Source organism: Leptospira selangorensis, assembly GCF_004769405.1.
GTDB classification, from domain to species: domain Bacteria; phylum Spirochaetota; class Leptospiria; order Leptospirales; family Leptospiraceae; genus Leptospira_B; species Leptospira_B selangorensis.
Genome location: NZ_RQES01000015.1, coordinates 1 through 18065 on the forward strand (window position 1 = coordinate 1; position 18065 = coordinate 18065).

The window sequence follows — 18065 nt, forward strand, 5'->3', positions numbered from 1 at the left end:
AGGGCTGCATCTTTCGATATTATTGTAGAATGAGAGTAGCTCTAATTTGTTTTCTTAGTGTTCGAGATTATTATATCCATGGCGAACTCATCACCATGGAACAATCTCAGCTAATAAAAAATTTAAATTTCTCATTCGCAGTTATATTTGTTGTTAAAGAACTGATTATTTGCCTCAGCGAGTTTTTCTTTTTGAGGGAAGAGGACTTCCGTCTTTTTAACTCGTTTGGCCTTGCCGGCGATTTCCCATGCGGAAAAGGCCGTAAAAACCAATGTAGAGAATTGATGTGACCGGTCAATGAAAAACGTAGATTATCTTTCCTATTTTTTGAGAGAAAAATCAAGGAAGAAGAGAGGAAAGAATCTCTTTTGCGCTGCAGAAAATGCCGATACCGGAGGCCGTCCGAGAAATAGACGAAGCAAAATCCTCACGAATGCTACTTTCGTCTTTTTCATCGTAGATGGAAAGATCTTAGAGTTAGTATCTCCAAGAAGGTCAATCACAGATTTCTAATGTATCCGTACTTTCATAAAAGGTATCCGAGCTACTGTCCTCTTTGGTGACCCAACCCTTGGAATTATATTCGGTTATAGTACCTCCATCTGCGATCTCAATTGGACGAGTCCCTCCGATTGCATAATTATAACTATATGTGCCTCCGTTCTTCGGGAATCCATTTGCATCGTAATCGTTAAATGATTCTGTGCCCGAGCTCATTTCATTCTTCCGAGAAACTAATCTTTGAGATGAATCATAAGTATAGGTATAATGTTGTCCCGCGGCCCCCATCGGTGTAATTAACTTATAGCTTGCCAATCCCCTTTGAGAAATCGGCATACCTGATTCAGGCGGATCGAATAACCCTAACTTAGCAGCATTCGCAGAAACATAAGTTCTTACGTAAGACATACCGCCAGCAGAACAGGTATATACTAGTCCGGAGGTGGAGCATTGGTAAGTGCTTATCGTTGAGGCTCCATCGTCTTTTCTAACTGTTTTTGGTACAGAGACACAATTTCTGCCAAGTAAGGCAAGGAGAGTTGAATCATTTTTAGAATCTTCTCCACAATTCATATGAAGCGAAAAAAGTAAAAGAAAGGTAAAAGGTAAGCTGCGGTTTTTCATATATAGATCCCTGAAGAATATGGTAAAAAACTTTTTTAGTTTCAACCAACCGGGATTTTAACATGGGCGGATCTAAGGGACAAGATCGGCTTCTACTCAAAATTCTTGCATTTCTTAGTAGAAATACTATAAGGGCAAACCGCGCATCTCTGACTTCTCCTAAAGGATGTTAGGCCTTTTCTCGTATCAATACTCTTCCATCTCTGTAGAATAATTCTCACCTATCGAAAATGCACAAATACGGGATAAATGAGTATATGATAAACCGGTTTCCTCGGCCCAAGTATTGAATTGTTTCTGAATAGCCGCCAAATCCTTTTTGGATTTCCCCGTTGAGGACAAAGGAAGTCCTACATCACGTAAACATAATATAACGTCGGAAGATAAAATAAAAGAATCTCTTCCGATAAAGCGCAAGAAATATTGGCCGGTGTTTCCTCCCAATCTTGAGCCGTGTTTGGAAAGAAAATCCAAAAGTCCAATCTGATCTTGGATAGGCCAATCCCCTAAAAATTTTCCGAAACTACCATGTTCCCGAGCGATATCCACGACGAATTGTGCATTCTTTCTTACGGATGAGATCTTTTGCGCATTACGTATGATCTTTTCGTTCAATTCTAATGCGTCCCAAAATCGATTCGGCTGCTTGAGTAATTTTGCGGGATCAAATCCCAAAAATTCTTCTTCGAAACCTGGCCATTTATTTTCTACAACTTTCCAAACAAAACCTGCGGAGAAGACTCGCTTAGCCATTTCACTAAGCACCCGATCATCCGGAAGACGACTAAGTTTGTTCTTAGGACTTACTTTGGGAAGAAGGGATTGTAGGGCCTTCTCTCCACCTTTTCTTTTAGAGGCTCGCTTTTGGATCTTGTCAAAAGAGGTCATCAGTACTCCTAAATACAAACGATAAGATCGTATCAGTGAAAGGAAAATCAAACCCGATTTCGTCTGCAGAAAGTAACTTTAAGATATGGAGCAGCGCGACTCCCGCATCGCTGGAGGATCCGCCCGCTTCTTCGCACTCATGTTGGAATTCCAACATGAGTCGAGCGTACGAAATGTAGTTGTGGAAATTCGGGAACTGTGATACGGGACCTTTGTTGTGGTTCTCGGGTACCACCGCACCGGCCCCCACCCAAAAAGGGCGGGGCCCTTTAAAAAAATTCCCCATCACTGTCACATCTCCCCACTTCGAGCGTCTTTCCTTTTAAAGAGGAAATAAATGAACACAAGATTCAATTACGCCAAAGTGTATCCCCAAGTTTTGGAAAAAATGATGGAGATGGAAAACTTCGCAAAAGGTTCAGGAATAGATACCAAACTTTATGAGCTGATCAAGATTAGATCTTCTCAGATCAATGGATGCGCTTTTTGTATTAACATGCACACTGTGGACGCCAGAAAATTAGGAGAAGAAGAAAGAAGGATCTATCTTTTAAACGCTTGGAAAGAAGCCCCTTATTATACAGAAAAAGAAAGAGCCGCTTTGGAGTTAACAGAGTGTGTGACTAAAATTTCAGAGCACGGGGTTCCGGATGATCTGTATGCAAGAGTGAGAGCTCAGTTTGAGGAAAAAGAATTTATCGCATTGATCGTTGTGATTAATACGATCAATTCCTGGAATCGGATCGCGATCTCTACCGGGATGGCTGCTCCGAACTAAAGCAGGATTCTCTTTGAAACTTCATACGCACCTTTGGATCGTTTTTCGATCGAAGGACGTATGAAATTCCCAGCTATACGGTACTTCTATTCTAATTTAGTTGCTTCTAATGTTTTTGTCAAAGATTGGGAAGTAACTTTTAATCTTTCTAAACTAGTTCTAAGTTTTTCCGTAATCTCGGACATTTCCATGGATCTTCTACTCAGATACTCTATACCATTCAAGATCTGTTTTGCACCATTCGATTGTTCTAATGTAGAATTTTTCATCTCTTTAGAAAGATCACGGATATGTTTATTCTTATCTTCCACTTCTGTAGAAAGACTTTTTTGTTTGTCTACCGAATCTCCTACCTGAGCAAGTGCTTCCCCAATAGAACCAATTCCAGAAGTTAATTCACGGAATGCCTGGACCAATTCTCCGAATTTTTCGGAACTTGTATCGGAAGCTTCTCCCAAGGCACCGATCTGTTTTACGATCTCTTTTGCATTTCGAGAGGAAGAATCCGCAAGTTTACTTACTTCTTCCGCGACTACCGAAAATCCTTTTCCTGCTTCCCCGGCTCTTGCAGCTTCAATAGCTGCGTTCAATGAAAGCAAATTTGTTTTCCCTGCAAGATCTTGGATCACTCCTAAGATCTTACTCACTTCTTGGACAGTACCTTTAAATTGAGAGAATACATCCAACGCGACTCGAACTGTGCCCTCCCCTTCTATCGCAGTGGCAGCCGAACCTTCTCCCAAACTTCTAGCAAATGATACCGCCTCGAAAACTCTGACCATCTGGTCCTTCCATTTGTCTATAGAAGTAGAAGTATCATCCCCAAATTCGTCCTGTTGTTCCGCCATCTTCGCGATAGATTCTATGCTCGCTCCCATTTGTTCCAGAGTGGCGGATGTTTCTTCTACCATGCTTGCCAGATCTCGACTGCTATCTTCGTTTGCTCTGGCTACATCTTCCACGTCTATTAAGGAATTGCGAAGTTCTTCCGCAACAGTTTCGGAACTATGTAAAATTTCCTTCGCTGAAGTATAATTTCGAATGGCTCTCTCTTCTGCGTTCTGTGCTTCTTCTACCAATCTTCTCACAAACTTTGTTGCGTAAGAAATGGTAACTCCGAATGCGAATAAAAATACTCCCATTAAGATCACTAGAGGAGATCTTAAACGGATCATTCCATCATAACCCATGGTGAGAAGTTGAGGGTTCAAAATGGTAAGCGCCATTGCCATCGCAGTGAATTGAACTGCAAGGACGGTAGAAGTGATAAAAGTGAATCTGGGATTAAACCTGAAAATAGTCCCTGCTAAAATTAAAAAATAGATCCCATAGTTAGCCGGGCTCAAAATGCCGTTCGGTTTCCATTGGTCCTCTGTTCCGAAATATCCGACCTGCACGATCGCATAACCGATAAATTCCATGAACACTGTGGCGTATTTCAGCCAAGGTTTATAGCCGAAAAACTTCATTACAAAAATAGAAAAGAAGATAATGAAGGAATATGCTATAATCCCGCCTATATAATAACCTAAAACCGCTTGGATCCCGCTTTTCCAAACCAACCCGAATGCGGTCCCAAAAATAAAAACTATAGTTAAAAAAATCCGTAGATAATTTGCGGCAACTTCCCCTTGGCGTTCCAATTCCAAATTTCTATTCATTATTCCTCGGTTAGGCGGTTTTAGTTTTTGGCCCAAAATCGCTTCAAATCGACCGAGTGTCAAGCAGGGATATTACACAGATCTAAATTAGAAGAATTAAAAGTCGATTGGAACCATCAAAGCAAGTTCGAGCGTGCTCATATGGATTGTATATCCTGAATCTTTGAACAACGGTCCATGCCAACTTAATCGAGCTTTTACAAAGCCGAATTTAGGAGTTTCTACATAGATCATGTAAGCGAAAACTTGTTTGTCCTTTGCATTGATGCTGGTCCTAGACAATGCGCTCAAAGCCAATAATTCAAGAGGATTATACTTATCCTGCAAATTTGCATAAACTAAAAGTGATATTACATCGGTAGAAAAATGGGTGCCTTGGCTGGCGAGATAAGCTCCCATTAATTCCAAATTATTCCCTTGGCTTAAATTTACTAAAAGATAATTGAATATCGGATCCCCTCTTCTCAGATCCACCAATCCGGAACTCAATTGTATAAAACTCAACGTATTCAGAAAAGTATCTCTGTCACCCATTGCTCCATACATTCTCCCGATCGTTTGTCCAGGATCCCTAAAGTCGACATTCCCTCTCATTCTCATGTCCGCTAATCCGAAACCAAAACCCATACGAAATCCGTCCACTTCCGGGTTCCCCCAATAGAACGTAGGTATTATATAATTATAATCTACTTTGACGTTCGTTCCGAGATCCGCTGTGACCGTATTTTTATCGTTCTTATCGGAATTACTACTTCCGGAAGAAGAGGAACTCGAACTGGAAGAAGAACCTGCATCAGGAGCAGGTACGGAATAAACTTGTTTATCGAATTCTTTTCTGGCGGAATGGAAGAGAACTTGAAACCCGAATGCCTCGTTTATCTTATAATCCTTACTTCTAATATCAAAAAAGAAATTCGGCCTTTGAGATTCCGTAGTCATCGCGGCAGATGCTCCTCTACCGCTAATATCCAAGTCGGATATAAAATCGTAACTTCCTCCCGGCTGTATGGAGAAAAATTTGGCCTTACTAGCCTTAGGAACACCTAAGTCCCTATCAAACTTATTTGCCTTCTGTCCGGAATCGTAATGATCTCTGATCTCTTTTAAAACATCCTCATCCAAATCAACTTTTGCAGGAGAAGCGAAATTAGAGATCGGAAATAAAATGAAGAATAAAAGTAAGAAATAAAATTTTGTCTGGATGTTTCGCTTCATGTAATATAGAGAATAATATTGCTTCCATCAATCCTATCTGAGTCAACTAACAAAACGGATTGAAGAAGTAATGCTATCATTTAAGATGGAACCGATGGACTGGAGATTTAGATCCTTATTTTTAATTGGTATATCCTTTTTATACTTAAATTGTTTAAAAACATTTCCGGTATTGGAAGAACCTGCTCCAGGGGAAGAGGGTTTAGTTGCTTTCGGACTAATCGTTGCCAAGGGAGGTATCTCAAACGGGATATTTTCAGGCATAGAGGAATCAATTCCGAAGGATACTCATATCTCTTCTATTTCAAACAACACCGTACGGATCAATTTAGAAGATCGTGGCAAAGAAATGGAAGGAGAAGGAAATTATAGATTTTTATGGGTCCAAAAATTGCAGTTAGGAAAATCAGAAGTGGGAGTTCCTAAATATTTTGTAGTCACCCGCCTTCCACATGATCAAACTTTGATTCTGGATAGCGCTTCTTACACTTATACTACCACTCATACTTATACAACCGTAAACAAATACGGACATGTACAGACACATACGTATACAGTTCTTCATTCTAATTCTATTCCGATAGAGTATGATCCATTAGAAAAACCTAAATTTTCATTCTCTAATCCGGGAGGGTTAGAGATCCGTTTCCTGGGGAATTTTATCGCCCACCCAAAGGGTTTGAATCTATCCTTCGGCGGTCCTTATACAGGCACTTACGCTCTGACAAATCTAGATTCTTATCTCCAGGATCATCCGGATTTTGTTTCCGATCTTAAAAATAGATTTTATGGAAAAGAAGAAATTAACGAAAAAGGAGCCGAGATCCATTTTCTAAAAAGATTTATCAAAGAAAATCGATCCCGTTATTGGCAGGATATCGCAATCAAAAGGCTTTTTAGATTAGACCCGAAAACTAAAGAAGCAGCTATCAAAGCTAAGATACCTATTCCTAAACAGGACTTAAGTTCAGAAAACCCGATCCAACAAAATTAAGATCTAAAATTTCTTTTCTCTACCCAAGAGTTCGGCCAACAGAACTCCCGTGAGAACTAGACTACATCCGATCAAACCGGTTGCATCCAATCTTTCTTCCAAAGTAAAGTAAGCAAGGATAGCGGAGAAGACCGGCTCTAGAGAAAAGATCAGTCCCGCTCTCGTAGGAGAGATCCCCTTCTGGTATTTTGTCTGTAAGAATGTAGTTCCTACAGATGAGATCAAGCCGTTATAAAACAATGCAGGCATTACCCTGGAGTCCATTTTGATAAACAAAGGTTCAAACTCGGTCCAATCCAAAATGAATGCTAAAAGAAAAGCGAATACACTAGTCACTAATGTTTGGGACAAAAGAAGAATGTCCAAAGGACAAGACTTACTCGCCTTATCCACATAGATAATGTACAAGGAAAAGAAAAACGCTCCACCTAAAGTGAGAATGTCTCCCAAATGATAGGATATTACTAATTTATGATCTTCTCCCACTGATTCAGCGGAAAGAAAGAATAAACCGAACATTACTACGATCACTCCCAGCAGGTTTCCTGAGCTGGGCATACGTTTTAAAAATATAGTTTGTAAAATAGGAGTGATGACCACTAAGGTTCCGGTCAAAAATCCGGACTTAGTAGCGGTTGTGTATTTTAAACCTACAGTCTCGAATGCAAATCCAATAAACATCCAGAAGCCCAATAAAAACGCTAAGAAGTATAAAGATTTGTTCGTCTTCCAATCAGGATAAGATACCGGGTTCTTTCTGTTCTTAAGAAAAATATATATTACAAAAACGAATGTTGCGATCGCGAACCGGATCCCTATAAACAAACAGGAAGAAATAGAAACTAAACTTAGTTTTGTAGCGGAGAAGGTTCCACCCCAGATCAAAGTGCAAAAGATTAAGGCTGCCTCGTTTTTATATCTTGTCATGATCTTATTGGGCTGGAGCTTTTTTCCTTAAAATTATATCCACTGCCTTCCAGGATCTCCAAGTGGTCCCTTCCCAGTTGACTGTTTCATATCCTTCTTTTTCAACTTTTAACTTAATACCACGTATTCCTGGAAAGGATTGGAAAAACATTCCGTCTTCTTTTCTAGAAGTCCTAATTTCTCCATGATAAAAAAGGAGCTTATCAAATTTGATATTTGCTACTAATGGACTTCCATGTTCGTCCTTTACCTTGAAGTAGAGCTTACTTCCATCAGCGATTTCTTCTAAAAGAATTGTCCAGGCAGGTCTCAAAGATTCTAAAATTTTAGGAACATCCGAATAAGGCGGATTCAAATGAGAAGATTCTATTAAATAAGCAAGAGTTCCGTACTTAAAGAAATAATAATCTTGGTCGACTCCATCCACACCGTATATATTTTTCTTAGCGCTAAAATTATGGTTCGGATTTTTACTTTCCACGGAAGAAGCGATTCTTTTACCCAAATTCCAAACCAGATCAGGTTCCGGATTAGAAGTCCCATCTATCGTATATGGAACTAAAATACAATTCGCAAACGCATGATAACTGATAGAAGCGGCAAATCTCTCCTTCTCCGCTAAATTCATCATCGCTTGTGTCTCAGGCTCTGAACCCGCAAAAGGTCCTCTAAAAAATACACTATTGGATGAGGAAGAAGTTTGGTTCGATTTTGTTTTTCCCCAGAAGAACGGATAATTCCGATTTATATCCACTCCCGGATTATCTTTTTCAGTGATCTGTCCCCAACCTGGATATCCGTTCTTTCTTCCCATGGACATATTCTCATGCCAAAACACACGAGAACCGTCCGGATTCACAATGGGAACCACCCAGATCTTCAACTTTGCAAAAATATCATTATACTTCTTCTTATGAGCTAAAAGTTCATAGATCACATCATAACAATGTTCTACGGAAACAACCTCGTTCGAATGATGAGCACAATTGAATAGGACCGAAATTTTATCTTCGTCCGGAATATTAGTATCAGTCAGTAAGATCGCCGGGATCTCTCTTCCTCTTGCTGATTTTCCTATTATTTTATACTGGGAATGTTTTGGAAAAAGACGATGCACCCAAAACAGATAATGAGAATTTAATATATTATCCTTATAACCTTTCTTGATATCCGCTAACGCAAAAATGGACTCGGATAAGGAATCCTGGTAATTTCCCGAATAATATTTAAAAGGCATACCTCTTGCAATATTGATCCCTTCTTTAGGAAAACCGTAAACTTTTAGTTTGTCCCGTTGGATCACTGCATAACTATGATCCTTCTCTATGAATGTATAAGGAACTTCCCAAGAGGTGACCTTCTCAAATTCTTCCCTGGCATTTTTATCAATTTTCAGAAGAACGGAGATAGATCCGTCGTTTAATGGTCTAGATGGAATGGTTTCCCTAAGAATAGAACAGGAAACTAGGTAAGAATAAAATAAGAAGCCGAGTAGAAAGACCCGAAGGAAGCCCGTCACAGTTTAAATTTCGGAAAGCGAATCGGAAAGAAAAGAAAGAATTCAGTTTGAAAGGAATATTTATAAAACTTACGCGAGGAAGGAAACATCCGAAAATCGGGAAAAGGCGAAGCCCATCCCCGAATCGAAAATGACTTTAGATTATTTTTTCTGCCAGAATTGAGAACGACCAATCAAGGAGAATCCTATATAACCGCGGACTTCTAATTTTTTTCCGCCTTCGGTTGCTTTTAGGCTACATTTGTACCAAGTTCCATCGTTTGGATCTAAAATACGTCCGCCAGTCCATTTGTCTCCGTCAGCTCCCAACCCTTTGATGATAACCATTCCTAAGATAGGTTTATCTTTTTCAGGTCCGTCACATTCAGTACAACGAGCAGGTTTTCCGTCCTTATCGTTTGGATCTATAAGGCTTAGGATCTTTCCGAAAATTTTTCCGTCCTTCTCATAGATCTCAACTGTAGATTCTTCCTTAGTTCCTGCATCGTTGAATGTTCTCCATACTCCTGTAACTGGAGCAGGATCTGCAGAAAGACTGAATGCCCCTGCAAAGAATAATGCGAATAAGAATATTGCGCCGATCCTCTTCATCAAATCACCTCGTAAAAATAGAAATAAAACGGGGAGAATCCTCCCCGCTTACTTGGAGTTTTATTTTTTAAGCCAAGTTTGAGTTCTACCGATCAAAGAAAAACCGATGAACCCTCTAACGTTCAATTTAGCACCACCGTCAGTGGCTTTTAATTTACATTTATATGTTTTGCCGTTATTCGGATCCATAATGGTTCCGCCGGTATATTCGTCATCGTCCAGGCTCAAACCTTTGATGATAACAAGACCGATAACAGGCTTGTCCTTATCTGCACCTTCACATTTGGTACAAACTTTCGGCTTACCATCTTTATCCAAAGGATCTCTTAAGCTGGCGATTTTTCCGTAAATTTTGCCACCTTGCTCATAAAGCTCTACTACGGACTTTTCTTTACCGTCTTCGTCATCAATGGTTTTCCATTTTCCGACTACCGGAAGCGCGTCAGCAAATATGGATTCACCAACTAAAAACGCCGCCAAAACGACAAACAAAACGAGTGATTTTTTCATTTTTGATTAACCCCTTAACGTTTCTCTTGAAATCGGTTATATTTAGTCTTCTTTGGAACCTAGCAAGCAAACTATTCTTTGAGGCACTTTTTTTGCTCAAAAACCCCGAATTTTACAGGGAAGAAATAGGGTTTTACGCAAAAACATGTAGTCTCATAGGTTAAATTATAAGAGAATCCGGTTTTTACCTGTTTTCTTAGAGTATTTATTATGTTTTCGAATCGTTTTCTCCCCTATTTACGTGTATTTCTCTCCGCTCTTATCTCTGTATTTTTCTTATTTTACTGCTCTCCTGGTGACAAAGGTTCCAAAACAAACGATTTGATCGCGTTATCCTTACTTACAAACAGGGACCAAATCGCTGAGGCTCTAACCTCAGCAATGGATCCAGTATCAGGTTCTATGGAAGGTTTAAGCGGAGAAGGTGCATCGGTTGCAATCAGAGGAAATCGTATCACTTGGCCGGAAAGGATCAGTTCTATAGGGCATCGTCTTTGGAATAAAGGACCTGATTTCGGAGAATTAGAAGCTTATAATTTTTCATTCAACTGTTGGGGCGGAGGAAATTATTCCAGACAAGTCGCCTCTACTGATACAAATGCTTATGATTTCTTGGATTATATTTTGAATGGGAACAATCCTTCTTCTTCTTTCTTAGTTTCTAAAGAATTTGGGAATTGTAAATTTTTACCTTTTAGTAATTGGGCAGTCGATGGCCTAACTGAAAATATTTGGAGTAATCTTTCCGGCTCTTCTCCATTCGTACAAAACGGTACGAATTTGAAAATTGGAGTGAATCGTACCATTCAAAATTCATCCCAAGGAATTTCTGTAAAAGTAACCGGATCTGGTGCGCCACTTTCTTACGGAGCAGGAACTCCAACAACTAACCAGGCTTATTCTTTAACTTGGAATAATATTCTCACAGGCGCTTCTCCCGGAATTTCCTCTTACTCACAAGACGTTTCCGTTTTGAGAGAAGGTTACTCCGGATCGGATCTTATTTTCTCTCACCAGGTTTCTTCTTTGAGTTCTCTGCAGTACGGCGCGGATAGAAGCGACTCTAATCCTTTATCCTGGTACCGTCTCTGGAGTGCGGGTTCTTTACAGGTAATACATGTGGAGAAAAATTTCACATTGACCGTTTCCGTAGATGAACCTGTGAAATGGAAATACGTAGATTGTCTTCCTAGAGCGGGAAAAGTATCTTTCACCTTGAGTGGAGATCTGACAGGGACGGGAACCGTCTCCTTCTCCAGTGGCTCAGGCTATTATGTTTACACTGTGACTGATTCCGACGGAAATAATTCTACAGAGCAGGGAAATCTGGACTTCTCCTCTTGTAGCGTCCCTCTTTTTATTCTCTAAAATTTCTCTTGCATAAGAACCTACCCGGCCGAATCCTCTTGGGAAAGGATTCTTCCAGGTTTGATGAACTCATACTCCTTTCGTCCGATCCATTTTATCATTTTATTTTTATCTATAATCTTCCTGATTGCTCCTCATGTTCTGGGATCTCCTGACCCGAGCAAACCTTGCTACGGAAAAAAGATCAAAGGAATGCAATGTATTCCGGAAGGATATTTTGTCCGCGGAAGTAATACCCACGATCCGGACGAGGCACCCGAACAAAAAATTTATCTCAGCGATTTCTTCATAGATCTTTACGAAGTCACAAACGAGGACTTCAGCAAATGTATAGAAGAAGGTTCCTGCAAAGATTGTCTATACAACGGTACCTGCGATTATATTGGCCCAGCTTATGGTGATCTATACCTAAAACCCAAACAACCTGTCTTAGGAGTGAGTTGGTACACCGCAAAAGAATATTGTGAATGGGTGGGCAAAAGACTTCCGACAGAGGCGGAATGGGAGAAGGCTGCTAGAGGTCCGAAAGGCAATTTATTTCCTTGGGGGAATAAACCAGCAAACTGTAAGTTAGCCGTCATCGAAGAAGATGAAAGAAAAGGTTGTGTTTATAAAAAAATCAATCCTCCGAATTTAATGCCGACCGCTCCTGTAGGAAGTAGACCCGCCGGAGTATACGGATTATTCGATATGGCAGGTAATTCTTGGGAATGGGTCCAAGACTGGTACTCCGAAAATTACAAAGTATGCGGAGAAGCGTGCAACGGAAAAGATCCGAAAGGACCTTGCGAGGGAGAAGATAATTGTCCCGGCTTCGATAAAAAAACCTTAAAAGGTGGATCCTGGTGGTGGCCCTCAAGTTATGCAAGAGGTTCCAAAAGAAGAGCACATGTTCCGCAAAATTTCCCGGAATACCATCATTTTGGGTTCCGTTGTGCAAAAGACGCAGGTTAAAAAGCTATACAACGTACAGCACTCTTATAAACAAACGTAAGAAGCCAAAAATGGTCATGCGAAATGAAAACAAAAAATCTAAAGGAACCTATCGTTTCTATCTTATTGGTCCTCCTAGTACTGGGATGTGGATCCTCGGGGCCTACTCCAATCGCCGGAACAGAAACCCCATCTACAAATTGGGAACAAGATAAAAGTCCATATATAATTTCTAACTGGGCGTTTTCGGAAATACCTCCTGGAAATTTTTTCCACGGGCATTTTCCGATTTTACCTGGACAAAATTCCGAAAACCCTTCCGGTCAAGATTCTTACAAAATAGAATCTTTTTTAGCCGCGCCTTCAAATATCACGAATTATAATCCTAAACAAAAGGATTCTTCTTTTGTATTTTTTCATTCGGTCAAGAGAAGTAAGAACGATCTAGATATATTACTTTCTGCTTATGTACCTTTCTGTCCTTCCGGCTGTTACCTGGGAGTAAAATCGGAAGGCAAGGAACAGATAGTCGTGCCCGGAGAATCGGAAGATTCCTCCAAACCTAGGATCGTAGTTATTCCTTTCCAAAATGAAGAAGTCACGTTAGCGCTGCAGTTATTTCCCTTTAACGGGCCCCGAAACATGATGGAAAATCCTGTAGTAGGTAGTTTTTCGGAAATACAAACCGTCTATCTGGTAAAAGCGCTTAGAGTATTATTATTCAGCTCTTTGGAATTTTTCTCCTTCTTCTTTTTTGCGTTTATTTATATCCGAAGACCCCAAGATAAATTTAATCTATCCTTCTCTCTTTTAAACTTATCCTTGGCAATCTGGTACCCTGCTTACGAAGGTTGGTTCCAATACATAGTAGATTCTCCTTGGACCTGGGTCATCTTCGGATATTCTCTTGGAGCATTTCTTCCCATTCTATTTTATGAATTTACGATCGGGATTTTCCAAGCGCCCAGAAATATTCCGGGAAGAATATTACAATTTCTTTTTATTCTACTGACCATATGGCCTCCTCTGGAATACGGGATCACAGGAGGGCATCAATTTTTCGGAAAGATCGCCTTTCATATATTCTTAGTCATATTAGTATTCTTTTATATGAATACTTTATATATATTTTTCAGATACAGATGGAGTAGTATTCTATCTTTTAGATGGGTAGTGACAGGTTTGATACTTGTAGCAGTATCCTCATTTTATACGGTAATGAGTTTTGCGGGTTTCGGCCAGGCCCAACCTTGGGTAAACGAAAGTTTCTTAGGCTTAACATTATTATTTAGCTTAGCTCTTGCCAAAAGATATGCGGAAGTTTTCAGAGCCTTGGAGAAATCGGAAGGCAAATTAAAATCCTTAAATGAATCCTTAGAAACAAAGGTAGAAGAAAGAACTAAAATTATAGAACTCCAAAAAGCTGAGCTCGTACAAAAAGGGAGAATTTTAGCAAAAGATCTTTCCATTGCAGGAAAGATCCAAAATGCACTTCTACCCAGAGAACTTCCTGTTATACCAAATGCAAGGATCTCCTACAGATATAAACCGATGATGGAAATAGGTGGAGACCTATTAGATGTGATCTATGATCCTTCTACAAGCTCTTTGGGAATGTTCATCGGAGACGTGACAGGTCATGGAGTTTCTGCGGCACTTTTAGCATCCATGTTAAAAATGACTTTGGGAGATTGGTCTATACTTCTCCAAGATCCTTCTTCTCTTCTATTACATATTCGTAATCAATTCGAAGGAAAATTGGACGGACATTTTATTACTGCCACATTAGTGACTGTGGATCTGAGATCCGGCAAAACATTGATCGCAAATGCAGGACATCCTGAATGTCTTATTTTGAGAAAAGGTGGAGTTGTAGAATTTTACAGACCTAAAGGGGTCGCTATCTACGAGGCAATTCCAACCACTTACCAAACAGAATCAGTGGATTTAAAACCTGGAGACAAAGTAGTATTGTATACGGATGGAATTCCTGATTCCAGAAATACGGAAGGAGAATTTTTCGGAGAAGATCGTTTATCCGATTTACTTAGGAAAAATTCCGATCAACTCCCCGAGGATCTTTGCGATTCGGTGATATACGGAGTCCAATCTTTTCAAGGAGAATTCCAAAACCAGGACGATATGGCCTTGCTTGTAGTGGAATATTTAGGTTAATTAGTTCCCAATATTCTCCCAGCGAATCTGGGCTTTTTTGAATTTTTGGAAAGGCCCTAGATCACATTCAGGATGTTCGGAAAGAGGAATTGATTCTTCTTCCAATTCTCTGCATGCTAAATCCTTCCAATTGATGGAAAAGATCCGGATGGAAATTTTTCCGACTATATCTTCTTTTTCTAATGGAGGATAAAAGATAGGAACTATCCCATAGGTCCGATTGTCTTCTAAGGCAACATACTGATCATTTCCCAAAGTAATTACTTTAAACGGAAAATATTGAAACAAAGACAAAACCGATTGAGGACTTTCTTTGGAATAAACTGTCTTATAAGTTTTTCCCAAATTGGTTTCATCCAAAGAATGATCCAGATTTGTTCTTTCTCCATTCTCTCCCAGATTTACAAAATCACGATTAAATTCTCCGGAACGAATAGGGATCCCATTCACAAAAATTTCGGTCAATGCAGGAAGATTTTCCTGAGAATATTTATATGAAACAGTGTCACGAGGCAGACCGATAATCCTAGAAGGAACTATTCCGTTCTCTTCCGTTTTTTTTAAGATGGTGTCTCCCCTTTTGAGCTCAAAACCCGATTTTTGGACCAAAACCAGATCTCCTCTCTGAAAATTCGGCTCCATGGCTTCCGTTCTTAATCCATAAACATCGATCCAAAATTCTCGAACAAGTTTAGTGCCGAAGAAAAAAATCGATAAAGAGAATATTATAAAACTTGCACATATGTAAATTTTTCCGTAAGGAAAGAATAAGAAAAAATTTTTCTCTTCTTCATATTTTAAATAACTTTTGCGGGTGAAGTAGGCTAACAAAAAAGGATAAAGAAGTATCCCTAATATGGAAATCCAAAAGAGTAAATAGGATAAAAACCCCCCACCCAAAAATCGGAACAGAGAAAGAAGTACTATAGGAGAAAGATAAACCGCCGAAGCCAAAACGACGGAAGAACGAATATCTTTTAAAATTAGAAATCCGACCGGAGGCAAAAACAAATTTAATATAAAAGAAAAAGTGAATCTCACTGAGGAGAAAACGGCAAAAGAAGAGAATATCTTCTTCCTAAAAGATTCAGGCACGACTAGGTTCCGTAATTTTTAAAGAAAGTAAGGAGTTCGAATATTTAGGTAAATGTAGATCTTCTGCGAGTTTAGAAGCCTCATTCAAATAAGAATTGATCAGATCCGAGATCTGTCTTTCTAATTGGATCTCTTCTATAAGCCCTAAAATTTCCTGCTTTTTATCCCTTTTCCAGTCTTGTCTTTTGTCTTCCGGTAGAAAATAGATCATAGAGGAAATGTCCTCATTCTCCAAATCTTCGCCTATATCCTGGTAATCGTCCAAAAGTCTCCAAGCAACACCAAAGGATTCATACATTTTTCTCACAAGTTCTGCTTGGTCCTTGGAGAAAAAAGATCTGGCAAGCAAGTATGGTTGTAAAGACCAGATCCCCATTTGAGAACGAAATCTGGAAAGATGAGCTTCTAAACTTTCCGCAATTCCTAGATCGACAATGGATTTGAAATATCTATCGATGAATTCGTCTGCGATCAAAACGCCGTCATGCACTTCTTTGCCGAATAATTTGCTGGATTGCGCGTATCTGGTCCAAGCCTCGGTCCTAAGCTGTAGAATGATATGATTTGCTCTTAAAGAGCCGTCGGTTAGATGATCATCAAGGGAATGAAGTAATAACGCAGAAGAATGAGATTCCAGAAGTAAGGTTAGCCAAGGATTTTCCCAAGGCAATGCATGTGCGGATTCATTGATCCAATACAGAATAGAATAACTCGGACTATAATACTTTCTTAAAAAATTAAATCCCTCCGTTACGCTATTTTGGGAATATTTATATAAGAATAAAACCGCCTCAGTCCTAAGGGAAATTGGCAATCCATAACAAATGCTTAAAGCAGAGCGATTCAGTAATTTGCAGAATTCCTCCGCCTCTCCGGGGTTATCCGAAAGACCGAAATCAAGCCTTTGCATGGCCACATATTGGAGAAATTTCTTTTTTTTACCATTTATTTAATTTCTTCTGGGAAATTTTTGTGATAAATAAGGTTTTTTAAAGATTCTTTCCGGAAACAATATTCCATTTTAGTATTTTAGAATTTGATAACAGGATTTACCCCAATCATGGTAATGGCATCTAAAACGCTGAATGTGATGCTGAATTATGTCTCTTAATTAAGGTAGAAGTTTCTAAAAACATACGTTACGCCCCTATCGATCAAAATTAAACCCTTGGAAGATTATAAAATCGGAATACAGATTCCGTAATGTATTCAATATTATTCTTGCAGATTTAAAATCTCAGCAAGAACCTCCTGAAATCGGCGGGAAATAGTTTGAGAACTTTTTTAGATTTTATTCATACAGAAAAAGCAAATCATCCTCAATTCATGCTCAGCATCCAAAAAGAAGATCCTAATTATTTACAAGATTGGTTCCAAACTATAGGATATGATGTTTCTACTTGGGAATGTTCCAAGGTGATCGAAACATTTAAGACTACAGTAGGTCCTATAACAGGTGACCCAGGTCCTTCTGCCCTACATTAAAATTTTATAATGACTGATTCGATTGGCCCAAGCCAAAAAAATTCTCGGAAAAAGTTTAGATAGCTATCCCGAATAAGATCTGCAATTGGGCACCGTAAGGATTTTGATGAGATCGAGCTTCCTTCTCCGGTTCTTGCCAATCTTTTTGTAATTGCCTATAATCCCAATTTGTATTGGTATTATAGGAACCTCTTTGTTCATGAGTGCCTCTTTCCGGATAGAATAGAATATTTCCTCCTATATGAATAAAAAATCCGGAAGTGAAAATATATCTAAAGCCTGCACCCGCAGAAAGAAAAAGTTTTTGTTGGGAAATATTCCAGGCATAGTCCTTATAATTTCCACTCGGGAAATAGGTTTCTGTCTTTCTTTGTTTTTCCGAATAAGTTTCTAAACCACCGCCCGCCGCAAAATAATAAGGACCGGAAAAAGGAAACCATTCCATTTGAAGCGCCAATTGTCTTTGGATCTTTTCAGAATTCGTAAGAGTGAATATTCCTGAAAGATCGGATTGTACACCATTCAGATCCAAATCGAATCTTTGGATCATTCTTTGCTCTTGCCATTGTACGGAAGCGGCCAATTTAGAAGAAAATTGGACCCCTGAACCGAACCAGCTCAGACCGTTTGCAGTAAAACCTCCGATAAAAAATTTTCTGGAACTTCTTCTACCGGCTTGCTCCAGTTCGCCTGGAACAGGAGCAAGATCATTGTTTCCCTGGGCAAAAACCGCAGGTGCACTTACTAAGAAGAATACAAAAATAATTTTTTGAACGAGGTTTTGTTTCATACGAATCCGTC

At 39.4% G+C, this 18065-nt stretch carries 18 protein-coding genes; 7 read left to right on the top strand and 11 right to left on the bottom strand.

Annotated elements, in window-relative coordinates; translation table 11 throughout:
- Window positions 1–290: hypothetical protein (locus tag EHO58_RS19670; protein WP_208728777.1), on the top strand; the 290-nt coding region annotated here is incomplete at its 5' end.
- A 205-nt stretch (window positions 291–495) separates the two neighbouring features.
- On the opposite strand, the gene EHO58_RS10135 is transcribed toward EHO58_RS19670, so the two are convergent.
- Window positions 496–1125 carry a hypothetical protein gene (locus EHO58_RS10135; RefSeq protein WP_135679843.1) on the bottom strand — a complete coding sequence of 210 codons (630 nt, stop codon included), beginning with the start codon at window positions 1123–1125 and terminating at the stop codon, window positions 496–498.
- Window positions 1126–1311: 186 nt separating this feature from the next.
- Complete coding sequence (locus EHO58_RS10140) at window positions 1312–2013, bottom strand: DNA-3-methyladenine glycosylase I (RefSeq protein ID WP_135679844.1); 702 nt, start codon at window positions 2011–2013, stop codon at window positions 1312–1314.
- Window positions 2014–2350: 337 nt separating this feature from the next.
- Here EHO58_RS10140 and EHO58_RS10145 point away from each other — a divergent pair, with 337 nt between their 5' ends.
- Window positions 2351–2791 carry a carboxymuconolactone decarboxylase family protein gene (locus tag EHO58_RS10145; protein WP_135679845.1) on the top strand — a complete coding sequence of 147 codons (441 nt, stop codon included), beginning with the start codon at window positions 2351–2353 and terminating at the stop codon, window positions 2789–2791.
- Window positions 2792–2877: 86 nt separating this feature from the next.
- Here EHO58_RS10145 and EHO58_RS10150 read toward each other — a convergent pair whose 3' ends face one another.
- Both EHO58_RS10150 and EHO58_RS10155 read right to left on the bottom strand, forming a co-directional pair.
- Window positions 2878–4452 (bottom strand): methyl-accepting chemotaxis protein, encoded by a 1575-nt coding sequence (locus EHO58_RS10150; RefSeq protein ID WP_135625613.1) that lies wholly within the window; start codon window positions 4450–4452, stop codon window positions 2878–2880.
- A gap of 96 nt (window positions 4453–4548) precedes the next feature.
- Window positions 4549–5667: a hypothetical protein gene (locus EHO58_RS10155; protein WP_135625614.1), complete on the bottom strand. Its 1119-nt coding sequence runs from the start codon at window positions 5665–5667 to the stop codon at window positions 4549–4551.
- Window positions 5668–5737: 70 nt separating this feature from the next.
- Here EHO58_RS10155 and EHO58_RS10160 point away from each other — a divergent pair, with 70 nt between their 5' ends.
- Window positions 5738–6661, top strand: a complete 924-nt coding sequence (locus tag EHO58_RS10160) for a hypothetical protein (protein ID WP_135679846.1) — start codon at window positions 5738–5740, stop codon at window positions 6659–6661.
- Window positions 6662–6664: 3 nt separating this feature from the next.
- On the opposite strand, the gene EHO58_RS10165 is transcribed toward EHO58_RS10160, so the two are convergent.
- The 4 genes from EHO58_RS10165 to EHO58_RS10180 form a co-directional block, all read right to left on the bottom strand.
- Entirely contained in the window at window positions 6665–7588 is a 924-nt protein-coding gene (locus EHO58_RS10165) for a DMT family transporter (protein WP_135679847.1), read from the bottom strand.
- A 4-nt stretch (window positions 7589–7592) separates the two neighbouring features.
- The gene (locus EHO58_RS10170) at window positions 7593–9107 is read right to left on the bottom strand and encodes a M14 family zinc carboxypeptidase (RefSeq protein WP_135679848.1); all 1515 of its coding nucleotides are present in this window, start codon (window positions 9105–9107) and stop codon (window positions 7593–7595) included.
- Window positions 9108–9248: 141 nt separating this feature from the next.
- A complete protein-coding gene (locus tag EHO58_RS10175) occupies window positions 9249–9698 on the bottom strand; it encodes a DUF2147 domain-containing protein (protein WP_135625618.1) in 450 nt (149 codons plus the stop codon).
- A 60-nt stretch (window positions 9699–9758) separates the two neighbouring features.
- Window positions 9759–10208 carry a DUF2147 domain-containing protein gene (locus EHO58_RS10180; RefSeq protein ID WP_135625619.1) on the bottom strand — a complete coding sequence of 150 codons (450 nt, stop codon included), beginning with the start codon at window positions 10206–10208 and terminating at the stop codon, window positions 9759–9761.
- Between the two features lie 210 nt (window positions 10209–10418).
- Here EHO58_RS10180 and EHO58_RS10185 point away from each other — a divergent pair, with 210 nt between their 5' ends.
- The 3 genes from EHO58_RS10185 to EHO58_RS10195 all read left to right on the top strand — a co-directional run bounded on the left by EHO58_RS10185 (window position 10419) and on the right by EHO58_RS10195 (window position 14684).
- Window positions 10419–11576, top strand: a complete 1158-nt coding sequence (locus tag EHO58_RS10185; RefSeq protein WP_135679849.1) for a hypothetical protein — start codon at window positions 10419–10421, stop codon at window positions 11574–11576.
- Window positions 11577–11639: 63 nt separating this feature from the next.
- Window positions 11640–12530, top strand: coding sequence for a formylglycine-generating enzyme family protein (locus EHO58_RS10190; protein WP_135679850.1), 891 nt, complete (start codon window positions 11640–11642; stop codon window positions 12528–12530).
- Between the two features lie 63 nt (window positions 12531–12593).
- Window positions 12594–14684: a PP2C family protein-serine/threonine phosphatase gene (locus tag EHO58_RS10195; RefSeq protein ID WP_135679851.1), complete on the top strand. Its 2091-nt coding sequence runs from the start codon at window positions 12594–12596 to the stop codon at window positions 14682–14684.
- On the opposite strand, the gene EHO58_RS10200 is transcribed toward EHO58_RS10195, so the two are convergent.
- Together EHO58_RS10200 and EHO58_RS10205 are read right to left on the bottom strand one after the other, a co-directional pair.
- Complete coding sequence (locus EHO58_RS10200) at window positions 14685–15779, bottom strand: S26 family signal peptidase (protein ID WP_135679852.1); 1095 nt, start codon at window positions 15777–15779, stop codon at window positions 14685–14687. It abuts the gene before it with no gap.
- Window positions 15772–16689, bottom strand: a complete 918-nt coding sequence (locus EHO58_RS10205) for a class 1 isoprenoid biosynthesis enzyme (protein WP_208728778.1) — start codon at window positions 16687–16689, stop codon at window positions 15772–15774. The genes EHO58_RS10200 and EHO58_RS10205 overlap by 8 nt, the downstream gene beginning before the upstream one ends.
- A gap of 362 nt (window positions 16690–17051) precedes the next feature.
- Between EHO58_RS10205 and EHO58_RS10210 the strand changes: the two genes are divergently transcribed.
- On the top strand, window positions 17052–17264 hold the full coding sequence (locus EHO58_RS10210; protein WP_135679853.1) for a hypothetical protein: 213 nt from the start codon (window positions 17052–17054) through the stop codon (window positions 17262–17264).
- A gap of 55 nt (window positions 17265–17319) precedes the next feature.
- Here EHO58_RS10210 and EHO58_RS10215 read toward each other — a convergent pair whose 3' ends face one another.
- Entirely contained in the window at window positions 17320–18054 is a 735-nt protein-coding gene (locus EHO58_RS10215) for a hypothetical protein (protein WP_135679854.1), read from the bottom strand.
- Window positions 18055–18065: the final 11 nt, after the last annotated feature.